Raw genomic sequence first — 13,943 nt, 5'->3', positions numbered from 1 at the left:
ACTATTGTCCAGGGAGGTTGAATCAGTGAAAAAAATGATCACCCTTCTGGCGGGCCTGCTCCTGGCCCTCCTCCTGGCCGGCCCGGCCGGGGCGGCGGACAGTGCCTTTAAAAGCTGGCCTGCGCAGCAGGGGGTTTCCCCCAACAAGGTGTGGCAGGTCAAGTTCAGCGTGCCCATGCGGGCTGACAGCATTAACAGCGCAAATATTTATGTGCTGGATGCCGGCGGTGCCTCCGTGCCGGTGAACGTCAGGCTGGATCCCGCCGACCCCCTGCACAGGACCGTGCTGGTGGAGCCCCTGGAACCCTATACGGCCGGGGCCACCTACACGCTGTATATCCTGAAAAGCGTTACCTCGGAAACGGGAGCCGGGTTGCGGCAGGAGGTAAGAATGTCCTTTACCATTGCCGCGGGTGCGGGCTCGTCCTCCGACCGCCTTTTCGGCATGGTCCGGCAAATAAATGAAGAAACCGGCACCGTTTACGTGGATGTGGCCGGCCGGGGTCAGAACCTGCTCTATGAATATAATGAAAGCTGGTATCCCTACGGCAAGGCCAGCCCGGTGATGCTGGACGGCAGCGGCAACGTAGTGCCCGTGGCTCCCGAGAACCTGATCGTGGACCAGATCTGGGATTTCTCCGGCTCCAAATTAAGATTCGTCAACCACCCGGGAGCTTATCCGGTGGCGGACCAGGCCTTGATCGAGCTGGTGGACCAGAACGGGGACCTCGTCCGCCCGGGCCGGGCTGCGGACCTTTCTGCGGCGGCGGACAGCGGCAGGAACGCCCGGGCGCTGGTGGACCCTTCCACCGGCCAGATTATGGTTGTGGTCATTGAACAGTAGGGAAAGGAGAGTTGCTGCTATGGAACAGAGAAAACGCCCCAGGCGAACACCCCTTCTGGTGCTCCTGACCCTGCTCCTGGCTTTTACCGCCGGGCAGGCGGCCCTGGCGGCCGGCACCAGCGCGGGCTTTGACGATATGGTCATCCCATCCGGCGCCACGTCCGTCACCATTCCCGTGAAGGTTGACGGGCTGTCCCCGGATAACGCCCTGGCCGGGCTGTACATGGAAATAGAGTTTGACAGCACAAGGCTGGCTTATACCGGCATAGCGGCGGGGAGCAGCGCCCCGGGATTGCAGTGCTTCGGCAATGTACAGGGCAACAGGCTGCTCATTTCCGGTTTTACCGCCTCACCGGTCACCACCGGCGGCGAAGTGCTGAAATTACAATTCAATGTGAAACAAAGGGGTAACCCCGTGCAGTTTAAGATTGTGAAATGCGAAATCAACGACGCCCCGGTGGGGGTGAAAAACGGCACCATCTCCTTCCAGCAGGGCGCCCCGGCAGGGAACCTGACGGTATTCTTTGCCGATGTGACGGTGGCATCCGATCAGTCCGAATTTACGGTACCGGTCAGCGTAAAGGGAATAGCGCCGGACAGCGGCGTGGCCGGCGTTCTTCTGGAAGTGAGCTACAACCCGCAGGCGGTTGGCTATGCCGGTCTGGCCAGCGGTTCCGTGGCCCCCGGGTTCCAGTATTTTGACAACGATAAAGCCGGCACTCTTCTCATCACCGGCTTTGCCGCCTCGCCGGTGACTTCCGACGGGGATATACTGAAGCTCAAGTTCAAAATAAAAGATCGCCAGGCCGATCCCGGCATCAAGATCACCAAAGCGCAGCTCAACGACCTGGACGTGCCCGTGGAAAACGGCACGGTAACAGTCGGTACCGGCAGCTCCACCACCGGGGTGTACTTTGCGGATCTGACCGTGCCGGCGGGGGAAGAGAGCTTCACCCTGCCCGTAATGATCCGTGGCCTGACCAATGACAACCCCCTGGAGGGGCTGCTGCTGGAAGTGTCCTATGACAGCACCTGCCTGAGCTATGAGGGGGTGGAGCCCGGGACCATGGCCGCAGGCTTCCAGTTTTTTGCCAATGATGCCGGGGGCACGGTCAAAATCAGCGGCTTTACTGCTTCCCCGATGAAGGCCGACGGCGAGATCCTGCGCCTTAAGTTCAGGGTGCTGAAAAGGGTCAGCCCCCTGGCGCTGGCCATAAAAAGCGCGCAGGTCAACGACCGGGACGTGCCCTGCACCAGCGGCCGCATAACGCTGGAAGAGGAGGGAGCACCCTCTGACGCCCTGGGGCTGGCCTTCTTCACCGTCAATGGCAACAGGGTCACCGTCAGCAACCCGGACCAGCTCACCTACACCGTGCAGGTGGAAAAGGTTGGCGAGCTGAAAATTGAGGCCACACCTCTCAATAAAGACGACTTCGTCCGCATTACCACCGGAGCCTTCGATCAAAAGGGTATGGCCACAGCAACCATCCAGGTGATGTCCGCCGTAGATAACACTAAAATCAAGACCTATACCATCATCATTGTGGCCAGAACCCTGAGCAGCAATGCCAGCCTGAAATACCTGGCCATAAACGGCAAAAAGCTGCCCGGGTTCAGCAAAGACAGGCTTTCCTATGATTACGCCATTCCCGATTGCGTAAAGACGCTGGACGTGAAGGCCAGGCCGGAGGACCCGGGCAGCACGGTGCGGATCAGCGGTAATACCCTGGACGATAAGGGCAATGCCCGGGTGGAGATTGCCGTGATCGCCCCGGACGGCACCACCAGAACATATACCGTCAACATCACTTCCTACAGTGAGGGCGGCTTTGTCATCGTGGCCATGAGCCCGGGCGAAGAAGAGGACAATGTGCCGGTGGACACAAACATCGTCATTGATTTTTCGCAGCCTCTGTACCAGGAAACGGTGGATGAAAACTCGGTGTATGTGCTGAACCAGAACGGAACGGCCATACCGGCCAAAGTGAAACTGAGCTTGGACAAGAAGCGGGTGACCATTGATCCTGTATCCGACCTGGCCGAAGAATATGAATACACGGTGGTGGTCACCACCAACCTGTACAACCAGAAGGAGGAACCCTTCCCGGAGGACGTGCAGTGGGTCTTCAGGACCGGCAAGAGGGCCATTGAACCCGTGAAGATACCGGCAAAACCGACCGACCTGAAGGGCAGGGCCACCTCGGCCTTCTCCATCACCTGGACGTGGAAGGACAACAGCGATAACGAGCAGGGCGTTTTGCTCAAGGACGAGAACGGCAGCGTGGTGGCCAAAATAGACCGGGCCAATACCACCTTTTACGTGGAAAAGGGGCTGAACCCCAACACCCAGTACAAGCGCACGGTTTCGGCTTATGTGATTGACGAACTGGGCAATATGGTGGAAAGCGAACCGTCCCTGCCCAAAACAGTCAAGACAAAGGCTTATAAGGTGAAGCCGCCCGTCATCTTTGCCCGGGTCACCGAAATAACCTCGGAAAAGATTATCTGGCGCTGGTACAGGAAGGGCGAGCCCGGCATGATCCTCAAGGTGTACGATCAGGACATGCATGAGGTGGGACAGGTGAGCCTGTCCTCCCAGAAGTACGAGGACTACATCGAAATTGACAAGAACAGCAAGGAATTCACCAGGATATTTACCATCTGGGACCCCACCATGAATCTGGAAAGCGACCCCGTGCGCGTATCTATCGTTAACCCCTATTACGGAACCGGCAGGAGCCTGAACCCGCCCCTGATCAAGGCCGGCGCCTTAAGGGACGGCAGGGTGACCATCACCCTCAAGGACCGCTCCCGGGATGAGCAGGGCTTCCGCATCTACCGGGTGAACGCGGCCGGCCAGGTGCAGGAGCTGGTCAAGGAAGTGCTCACTCCCGACGTGGGCGGCATCAACCAGAACATTGGCGTGGAGCTGGAAGGGCTGGACCCGGCGACCACCTACCGCTATGTGGCCAAGGCGTTCAACCAGGCCGGTGAAGGGGACGCCTCGGAGATAGTCACGGTGAATGAGTAGTGATCACCGGGACGGTTCTTTGGTCATAATAGCTAGCTCCCATTGCCGGTCACAGGTCATGCTGCCGGTGAGGCCCCCGCTTCAAAGGCAGATCCGGTAGCGGTGAGGGATGTTTTGTTGCAGCCGGAAGTCTTGAAAGGACTTCCGGCCCTCCCGCAACCTGTGGCATTGCAGTGGCAACCGCTGAAGGGGCGCATCAAGTGGTGATGGACCGGCCGGTACCATGCTGGTACTGGTGCGCTGGTTCACAGGGAGCAATTGAAGGCTCAAAACTTAATGGAAGTCATAAAGGGGGTATGGCAGTTCATGTTGCGTATGAAATGCCTGGGGGTTCTGGTTCTGGCCCTGGCGCTGGTGTTTATGTTTTCCAGCGCGGCCTTTGCCGCCGTACCGAAATACGTCTATTTCCAGCGCGGCAGCGACATGGTGGTGGTGGACTATGCCAAAGCAGTAAACGATGCCATGAACGATGACAATACCCTGTACAATGCCGTCAAGCAGTACGTCGGTGAGGCCGAAGAAAGCGGCGCACGCGTAATTGTGGAAACCGATACGCAAAAGGTTCTGGATTATCAGAAGGCTCTTGGCGCAGGCAAGCGCTTTACCGAGATCATTAACGACCCGGCCTACCACACCGGCAGGCCGGAGGCTCAGAAGGAGCTGCGCGTGGAAAACGGCCGGGCGGTCATAGGCGAATTACAACCGGGATCGGGGGTACCGGAAGTAATAGATATCTACTAAAGGGACGGTACCAGGCACTTAACTTATTAACTTATTGATAAAGGTATGCTTGTGGCCGGTGCCCCCGGTGCTTGTCCCTCCATGTCGCCAGTGATCAGCGCAGCCGTTCGCAATTTGATTAAGAAATTAATCTTTCGTCACGACGGCTCTCCCTTTTGGCAGGTTTACTCCCGGGCATTCCGGCTTTTCGGGTTGGGCTTTTTGGGTTGAGCCTTTCCAGAAGGTTCCTTCGTGAAGAAGTCTCCTGGCGGGGGAGAGCCTTTTTCGTGCCCGGCACAGGCCGGCGTAGCGCTTGAGGTTGGTTAATATGGTGCTAAGGAGGCAAGAGGGGGATGCTTGCAGCTTCAAACTGGCGGGTAAAGTGGTTATTTATAGTACCGTTGTTGATTTTCTGCCTTGCCCTGGGCTCAGGCGGGGCGTGGGCGGCGCAGGAAGAGGGCACGGCAGAAGGGCAACTGGCAGAAGCAGGCGGAAAAGCGGCTTTAACGGAAACGGTAACGGTAAAGGTTTACGGGAGGCACGGTTTGCTACTGGAAGAACAGGTAACCCTAGGCACAGGGGAGCTGACCCTGCCGGGCGGGGAGGTCTACCGCTATGACCGGCCCACGGCTCTGGCGGCCCTGGCCCTAGCCCTGGAGCAGAGGAAAATACCCTGGGCGATAACGGCTTTGGGCGGGGGGAAGGAAGCGCTGCGCCTGCCCTTTGCGCCCGGGCCGTGGGGCTGGTTTGTGGAGCCCGGGGGCGGGGAAGAAACGGCGCTTGGCAAAACGTACCTGGCATCCGGGGAAACGCTGGTTGTTTACCCCCTGAGCGAGAAACCGCCGGCAGGTAGCAAAGACATCCGGCCTGAAGAAGGGCCGGACCAGGGTGCTCACCCGCAATTTAAGGCCCTGGCTGAAGAAAACCGGGGACCGCAGGCGGCAGGTGTGAAATCGGGGGTGATAGCAGGTGGAGGGTACCACTCCCTGGCGCTCAAGCAAGACGGCACGGTCTGGGCGTGGGGGCACAACGGCTGGGGCGAGCTGGGCGACGGCACCAAGAAGACCCGTGTTACCCCGGTGCAGGTTCAGGGTCTCACCGACGTGGTGGCAGTGTCAGGCGGAGTCGGTTACTCCCTAGCACTTAAATCCGACGGCACGGTCTGGACGTGGGGGCGTAACGATTACGGCCAGCTGGGCGACGGCACCACGGAGGACCGTCTTACCCCGGTGCAGGTTCAGGGTCTTGCTGATGTGGTGGCGGTGGCAGCCACATGGTATCACTCCCTGGCGCTTAAATCCGACGGCACGGTCTGGGCGTGGGGGCGTAACTGGGCCGGCCAGCTGGGCGACGGCACCAAGAAGACCCGTGTTACCCCGGTGCAGGTTCAGGGTCTCACCGACGTGGTAGCGGTGGCAGCTGGATGCGAACGCTCCCTGGCGGTCAAGCGAGACGGCACGGTCTGGGTGTGGGGGAGTAACGCTTACGGCGCGCTGGGCGACGGCACCGAGGAGTGCTGCCGTCTTACCCCGGTGCAGGTTCAGGGTCTTGCTGATGTGGTGGCGGTGGCAGCTGGAGATTTTCACTCCCTGGCACTTAAATTCGATGGCACGGTCTGGACGTGGGGGCGTAACTGGTACGGCGAGCTGGGCGACGGTACCAGGGAGAAACGTCTTTACCCGGTGCAGGTTCAGGGTCTTGCTGATGTGGTGGCGGTGGCAGCCGGAGATGAACACTCCCTGGCACTTAAATCCGACGGCACGGTCTGGGCATGGGGGCGTAACTGGGCCGGCCAGCTGGGCGACGGCACCAGGGAGGACCGTCTTACCCCGGTGCAGGTTCAGGGTCTCACCGACGTGATAGCAGTGTCAGGCGAAGCCTCTCACTCCTTGGCACTTAAATCCGACGGCACGGTCTGGGCGTGGGGGTATAACTATTTCGGCCAGCTGGGCGACGGTACCAAGAAGAGCCGTGTTACCCCGGTGCAGGTGCGAGATCTAAATGTCAAGCCCCAGCCCCCCGGGGATCAACTCCCCGGGGACCAGCACCCCGGAGGCCAGCCCCCCGTGGCCTCCTTCACCTTCACCCCGGCTGTTCCGGTGGCGGGCGAGGAAATTACCTTTGACGCCTCCGCCTCCTGCGACCCGGACGGCGGCAGCCTTACTTATGAATGGGACTTTGGTGACGGTACCAGGTTAAAGACAACGGATCCTCGCGCGACAAACGTTTACACAGATCCCGGCTATTACCGGGTCCTCCTTACCGTTACCGATGATCAGGGGGAATTCAGTATCACATCGCAATTCCTTGGCGTCATTGGTGAGGGTCAAGTGGTTGAAGAGATAAAAAACCGCGAAAGTATTACGGTGGGGCCGTGGACCGTTTTTGCGGATACAATCACCAAGATCAGCGAAAGCACCTACAAGGCAAAGGGAAATGTCGTCCTGAACGGCTGGATCCGCACCGACGCTGATCTGACAATTGATACAGCTAAAAAGGAAATACGCGCTCCTTTTGGTTCTCTGTACATTACTCCGGGCTCACTGCTTGGGCTTAACGCAAAGGCAGGCAAAATTGTCATCTACCAGGGGGAAATTGCTTTGCAGGGCGGTGAGCTCCAGCTGCTGTCCAACGTTCCGGGGAAAATTTACCTGGACGGGATGCCGTTTGAGCTAAAGAAGTTATCCCTGGTCGACGGCCTGCTGGAAGCTGAGCTGGAAGGCGAGATCATAAACGCCAGATACAGCATTAAAAAAGTGAGGATTGGCCCGCAGGGGATTTCCTTTGAGGTAAAGCTCGAGGGGAGCGAAAATTTCCCCATCCTTTACAAGGGGTTCGAGCTTAAAAACGTTACCTTAAAATATGATTCGATGGAGGACATACTGGATGGAGAATCGACCGTAGGCATACCGAAGCTTTGGAATATCAACGGCCTGCACGGCGCTCTGGGGTTCCGGGAGGGGAAACTAAATCGACTGGGTCTGGGTGCCCAGCTTGATCCCGGTGTCCCCCTTGGTTCCACCTCCATGGTGATGACCAGATTATACGGAGAAGCAAATAATATGGCTATAGGGCCGCTCACCATCGAAGGCCAGACGGACCTGGCAGCTGCCGGGGGGATAAAAATTGATGGCTACCCGATCTTCAGCGCCAAGGACGTAACGGCAACTATCGATTTTTCCTGGCGTCTGTCAACGGAAGGAGACGTGTACCTGTTTAAGTATAAGCTGGGCGACGCCAAGGCCGCACTGAGCGCCGCTGAGGGACTGGACGTTTCGGCCTCCATCAATTTGCTGGATATTTTTGAAGGCAAAACGGGATTCAAGGTAACGCCCCGGTTGTATGTCAGCGGCTCGGCTACAGGCACAATCAGGGCTCCCAAAGGTTGGAAGGTGATTGGCGGAAAAGAAATAGCAGAAGTGGAAGGCGTGGTGGACAGCGAAAAGATTTCCACAGGGTTTAAATTCTTGGAGCTTTTCAAGGTCACGGTAAAGTTTTACTATGCCTCAGGATTCCAGGTTTTGGGCCTGCAGCCGGAAGGCAATGCAAGTTGTCTGGGAAGTTACGTTATCGACGGCCAGCGGGTGGATGTGGGCACCAATTTAAAACCAATCGCCACCAGAAAAGCTCAAATGCAAAGTTACGGTGCCCAGGCGGGCGGCCCGTCCTTTGTGCTGGACCAGCCCTATAACGAAGTGGTCGTCTGTGTAACCTGGGAGGAAGGCGACTCAGCCATTACCCTGGTGACGCCGGACGGGACCAGAGTTGCTGCTCAGGAAAGCATAACCGAATTATACGGAGTAAAATCACTGAAGCTGGAAAAAGAGGCCTACTTTGTGCTTACGAGGCCGGCAATGGGGACGTACCGGGTGGAGTATGACGAAAACAAATTAACCGGCCTGCAGGTGGAAGCGCTGAACGTCAATATCGAGCCAACCCTCACCTTCTCTGAAGTCAGCTACGATCCGGCGCAAAAAGCGGTACAGATCAGCTGGACGGCAGAAGATCCCGACGACAACGCCGAAATTACGCTGTGCTACGACAGGGACAAGAGCGGTGCCGATGGCATCCCCTTTGCTTCTGGCTTCTTTACCGGTGACCACCAGGGCACATACCGGTGGGATTTGTCTAACATCCCCACGGGCCGGTATTACGTTTACGCCAAAGTTGACGACGGCAAGAATGCTCCGGTTACTGTTTACAGCGACACGCCTATCGACCACGTTCACCCGCAGGCGCCGCCACCTCCGGCAGGGGTGAGCGCGAGAACACGTAACGGCGGGCTGGACCTCTCCTGGAAGAACCCGCCTGGTGTTACCTGCTGCCTGGTAACCGTCATCGACCCCGGAACGGGGGACATCCTGCTGGCTTTTCCGGTGGAAGGCGAAGAATCGTATCATATTTCCAGGGAGGCCATCGCTCCCGGGGAATACCTGGTGAAGCTGGAAGCCGTCACCGCAGGAGATGTGCGCAGTGTTCCGGTGGAAACAAGAGTTGCGGTTGTCGATGCGACGCCGCCTGTGCTGGACCTGCACTGGTCCAATGACACGGGCATTACTGCTGATGAAAAGCTTACTTTAACGGCATCCCTCGATGAAGGCGTGGCTGTTACAGTTTACCACCAGGGGCAACCGGTCCGCACCGGGTTAACCGGGAACATCAGCGAGACATTTATCCTGGATAAAGGGTGCAATTACTTCCGGGTGCACGCCGTTGACCGGGAGGGTGACGAAGCCGAAGAAGAATATGAAATTTACTATGACGACATAAAGCCCTTCCTGGAGATAAACAAGGTGGAAAAGGAAATGCAAAACGGCCGGGTTTATGTGCTCATTCAGGGAACAACCATCCCCGGCGGAAGCTTAACGATAAATGAGCAGTCAGTTGCCGTCGACATATATGGCAGTTTCAGCGGCAGCGTTCTTTTGCCGGACAACAACGTAATCATGCTGCGGGTAGAAGACAGGGCCGGAAATGAAACAACGAGAGTCCTCCAGTACACTGTAGAAGGGCTTTTTGTGGCCGGTACTGAACCAGTCGACGGAGCCACCGATGTGCCGGTGGACAGGGCCATCACCGTGACCTTCAGCAAGGATGTGCAACCGGGACCGGCTTATGATTCCATCACTCTGAAGAACGCGGCAGGAGGTGCCGTGTCCGTAACCAAGAACATTGGCGGCAGGGTCCTCACCATCAAGCCCAACGCCAGCCTCGCCTGCAGCACCACCTATACCGTCACCATCCCCGCCGGTGCGGTGCAGGATGCCGCGGGCAACGGCCTGGCCGGAGACTACGCTTTCAGCTTCACCACCGCGGCTACCCACAAGAAAGCGGTGCCCCGGTATGTATATTTCCAGAGCGGCAGCGATATGGTGGTGGTGGACTATGCCAAGGCAGTAAACGATGCCATGAATGATGACAATACCCTGTATAATGCCGTCAAGCAGTACGTGGGTGAGGCCGAAGTAAGCGGCGCGCCTGTAATTGTGGAAACCGACACGCAGGTGGTCCTGGACTACCAGAAGGCCCTTGGCGCAGGCAAACGAATCACCGAGATCATTAACGATCCTGGCTACCGGACCGTCAGGCCGGAGGTTCAAAAGGAGCTGCGCGTGGAAAACGGCAAGGCGGTCATAGTCGTTATGCAACCGGGAATGGACGGTGCCAGGCACTTAACTTATTAACTTATTGATAAGTGCGTGCTCGTGGCCGATGCCCCCGGGGCTTGTCCTTCCGGGGGCGCTTTATCTTATCGCCACGATTTGGTGCTGAAAAACTGAGGGCAAGGTGAAGGCGATGAAAAAACTCATTTTCACAGGCCTGATGGTGCTGGTAATGTTCGTGATTAGTATTTCATTGCCATCCTGGGCAGGCAGAAGTGCCGGGGCAAGTACTTTTGATGGAAAAGCAGGGTTTAACCAGAGCGGGCAAGCGGGGCAGCAAGATATAAACCAGTTGCTGCCCGTAGATTCCGTTGCCAGTGCGGCGTACGGCCAAATAAAGGCAGTGCCCCATGGGGACCGCTTACCCCGGCCCACCCTGCCGCCCGAGTTGAGCAAAAAACTTTTCGGGGAGCAGCTTAAGACAGCAAAAAGAGAGCTTTTCCGAACGGCGGCAAGAGAGTTGCCCAGGAGCCCATGGGACTATTTAAGGCCGGGTCCCTGGGATCCGTACTGGGACATTCCCAGTGATGATCCGGAAATAACCGGCCTGGTGCAGGAAATAACCCGCGGTCTGACAAGTGATAAAGAAAAGGCAGCGGCCATTTACAAGTGGGTGGTTCAGAACATTGAATATGACTATAGTTTTTCAATTTACGAAGCGCTGCCCACTTTACACGCGCGCAAGGGGGTCTGCAACGGGTTTTCCCTCCTTCTGGCGGCCATGATGCGGGCGGGCGGCATTCCGGCGAAATACGTTTGGGGTGATGCTGACGGTTGGAGAGGGTGGGAAAATCATGCCTGGAATGAAATTTATATTGACGGCAAGTGGTACAGCGTGGATGTCACCTGGGATTCATGTGCATATCATTCCGAAGATTTCATGGAACGTAATCCGGAATTCCCTATAGAGTATTACCTGCATTATTACCTTATTGACGAAAAGCAATTCTCTGCCGATCACCATAAAATCCTGGTCAACGCCAACTGGTTTGATTACCAGGGGGAGGAACTGGACCTGGAACTTTCCTGTTCCGAGGCGGGGGCAAAAATATTTTACACCCTGGATCTCTCCGAGCCAACCAGCAACTCCACCCTTTACTCCACCCCGCTGCACATCACCAATGGAACCACCATCAAGGCCATTGCCGTGGTTCCCCAGGGGGTGGTCAGCTATGTGGAAATACCTTTTATTCACATTAACGAAGGGGTTAAATTCTTTGACTCCCAGCGCGGCGTCCTGGTGGACATCCCCCTGGACAGGGAGTCTTACCAAATGTACGCCTACTTTCTAAATGGCCAGAAGGGCAATTACATACCCGGCTTCATCATTTCGGCAGAGCCGCTGGACGAGGTTACGGTATGGCCTAGCGCAACAGGTAGTCCCTACAGGATTGTTGACTTAAAAAAGGGCGGCATGCGGGTCACTATTTCCAAGGGAGGCGAAATGCTGGAGATCGACTTTACGGTCTATTCCCTGCCTCCCGGTTTCCAAAAGCCCCGCCCTCCCCTGTCCAGTGTTTCCCCGGGCCGGTATGACCGGCCCCTGGATGTGAGCCTGGACTGCCCGCGCACGGAAGACAATCCCTGGAGCGCCATTTACTACACCACCGACGGCAGTGTTCCCGGGCCGGGCACAGCCCGCCTTTGGGACGGGAAGCCCGTGCACATAGCCGCCGACACGACCGTCAAAGCGGTGGCGGTGCTGGGCAACTGGGATTACGTCAGCGACGTTGCGGAGTTTAAATACGAAATACGCCTCAGCGACTATTACGCGGTGGCCGAAGACATGACAGCCCTGGCCATCGGGTTTGCCCCGGGAGACAGCAGCACCAGCGTCACCCGTGATTTAACCCTACCGGTGCAGGGAAAATACGGCTCCACCATCCGGTGGCAGTCCGACAGGCCGGAGATCATCTCTGAAGACGGAAAAGTATCCCGGCCGGTAATGTCCCGCTGGTTGGTGGAGAAGTATCTTTCGGGAGAAAATCCAATTATCGAAGAGCCTGTAAGTTTAACGGCTACCGTGACCAGGGGAAATGCAAGCGATACCAGAACTTATAACCTTACAGTGGCAGGTAGGTATAAGCTAGCAGACACCTACTGGGCGCCGGTGGGGGCCATAGGAGATGGTGCCGGGGCGTTGTGGGGAGTGGCTGCCAGCGCGGGCCTGTGGGTAGCCGTAGGCGATCACGGTGCCATTTATACCTCTCCCGATGGGTTTAGCTGGACCAAACAGGACGCCGGGACAAGGGAAAGGCTGCGGGCCGTGGCTTTTAACGGCCGGATGTGGGTGGCCGTTGGAGAACACTTTTTTGTCTCCCGGGACGGGGTAAAATGGGTTAAAAGAAGTACGTCCGTTGTCAGTCCTTACCTGGCAGGAGTTGCGGGGAGCCCTTCCCTCTGGGTGGCCATTTCACGTTACGGCCTCATCTTTACTTCCCCGGACGGGTATGTTTGGGAGCGGCGGGACCTGAACGAAAAAGGGCCGCGTACATTCAATGCCATTGCCTGGAACGGGAAGATGTGGATAATAGCAGGCGATAAAGGGCTCATCCTTACTTCCTCCGACGGGCTGAACTGGACGGAGCAGGTTTCCGGCACCACGGGCAACTTGCGTGATGTGGCCTGGGACGGCAGCCGGTGGGTAGTAACGGGGCAGAACGAGGTGCTTACTTCGTCCGATGGTGTGGTGTGGAAGAGATATGATTGCCTTGATGCGCCGGTCCGCATTGCCTGGGGCGGTTCCCAGTGGGTGGGCATTCCCTCTATTTCTATCAATAGCATCCTAACCTCACCGGACGGAACCAGTTGGGATCGGGTTATAAAAGACCCCACCGGCTTTCCCTTTGGCCAGATAAATGACATTGCCTCCTGTGACCATCGTTGTGTAGCGGTTGGTGAGCGGGGGATAGTGCACGTCATTGATTCCATCGGCTTCCCGGATCCCGGCCTGGAGGCGGCAGTCCGGAAGAGTTTGAATAAACCGTTGGGCGCCGTTACCAGGGAGGATATAAAGGGTTTACAGCAATTGGATGCCGGTTACCGCAACATTCAAGATCTCGCCAAGCTTGAGTTTGTCATTAACCTGGTTTCCTTAAATCTTGCCGGGAACCGGATTGAAAGTATCCGGGAGATTGAAAATTTACAGAACTTAAAATACCTCAACCTTGCCCACAACAATATCCGGGATATAAGTCCTCTGGTTAAAAACAGTGAACAGGGCGGTTTAGGATGGGGCGCGGTGGTGGATTTGCGGGACAATCCCCTGGATCTGGAAGAAGGGTCGCAGGCTTATCAAGATATTGCCAGGCTGATCAGCAGGGGAGTAACAGTGAAATACGGCAATGACCGGGAAGAAGACGATGCCCGGGAATGGGCTCCGCAAGTAAATGTGCCGCCCAATAAGGAGTGGACTATTAAATTCAATATGCCTGTGGATCCAGGTACCATAACCATTCAAAACATAACTGTCAAAGATACCAGCGGTAATGTAGTAAATGTTACGGTAGAAATGGGCAATGACGGCAGGTCGGTTATAGTTAAGCCACCACCGGCGGGGTACACCCCGGGGCAGGTTTACACCCTGTATATTGGCAGGGGTATTAAATCCACATCCGGCCTAAATTTGAAGAATGCGGTAAAAATGCAGTTTGTAATTGATGCCAGGCACCTAACTTATTAACTT

Annotated in this window: 5 protein-coding genes; all 5 read left to right on the top strand. The window is 56.7% G+C overall.

Annotation, left to right across the window (positions count from 1 at the left end):
• Positions 1-34: 34 nt before the first annotated feature.
• The 5 genes from G7K71_RS05530 to G7K71_RS05510 all read left to right on the top strand — a co-directional run bounded on the left by G7K71_RS05530 (position 35) and on the right by G7K71_RS05510 (position 13,940).
• Positions 35-844 carry an Ig-like domain-containing protein gene (locus G7K71_RS05530; protein WP_243174707.1) on the top strand — a complete coding sequence of 270 codons (810 nt, stop codon included), beginning with the start codon at positions 35-37 and terminating at the stop codon, positions 842-844.
• 19 nt (positions 845-863) lie between these two features.
• Positions 864-3,875, top strand: coding sequence for a cohesin domain-containing protein (locus tag G7K71_RS05525; RefSeq protein WP_166344076.1), 3,012 nt, complete (start codon positions 864-866; stop codon positions 3,873-3,875).
• Between the two features lie 276 nt (positions 3,876-4,151).
• On the top strand, positions 4,152-4,616 hold the full coding sequence (locus G7K71_RS05520) for a hypothetical protein (protein ID WP_166344074.1): 465 nt from the start codon (positions 4,152-4,154) through the stop codon (positions 4,614-4,616).
• Positions 4,617-4,948: 332 nt separating this feature from the next.
• Positions 4,949-10,279, top strand: coding sequence for an Ig-like domain-containing protein (locus G7K71_RS05515; protein WP_166344072.1), 5,331 nt, complete (start codon positions 4,949-4,951; stop codon positions 10,277-10,279).
• A 112-nt stretch (positions 10,280-10,391) separates the two neighbouring features.
• Complete coding sequence (locus G7K71_RS05510) at positions 10,392-13,940, top strand: transglutaminase domain-containing protein (RefSeq protein ID WP_166344070.1); 3,549 nt, start codon at positions 10,392-10,394, stop codon at positions 13,938-13,940.
• The last annotated feature ends 3 nt before the right edge of the window (positions 13,941-13,943 follow it).

Origin of the sequence: Desulfofundulus sp. TPOSR (assembly GCF_011393055.1) — a bacterium.
Taxonomy (GTDB): Bacteria; Bacillota; Desulfotomaculia; order Desulfotomaculales; family Desulfovirgulaceae; genus Desulfofundulus; species Desulfofundulus kuznetsovii.
Note: the sequence above shows the minus strand (reverse complement) of the source record. Positions and strands in the feature narration are given on the sequence as shown.

Excerpts from the sequence above, each read along its gene's own strand:
- G7K71_RS05530 (WP_243174707.1), top strand. The coding sequence starts at position 35 with ATGATCACCCTTCTGGCGGGCCTGCTCCTGGCCCTCCTCCTGGCCGGC.
- G7K71_RS05525 (WP_166344076.1), top strand. The coding sequence starts at position 864 with ATGGAACAGAGAAAACGCCCCAGGCGAACACCCCTTCTGGTGCTCCTG.
- G7K71_RS05520 (WP_166344074.1), top strand. The coding sequence starts at position 4,152 with ATGGAAGTCATAAAGGGGGTATGGCAGTTCATGTTGCGTATGAAATGC.
- G7K71_RS05515 (WP_166344072.1), top strand. The coding sequence starts at position 4,949 with ATGCTTGCAGCTTCAAACTGGCGGGTAAAGTGGTTATTTATAGTACCG.
- G7K71_RS05510 (WP_166344070.1), top strand. The coding sequence starts at position 10,392 with ATGAAAAAACTCATTTTCACAGGCCTGATGGTGCTGGTAATGTTCGTG.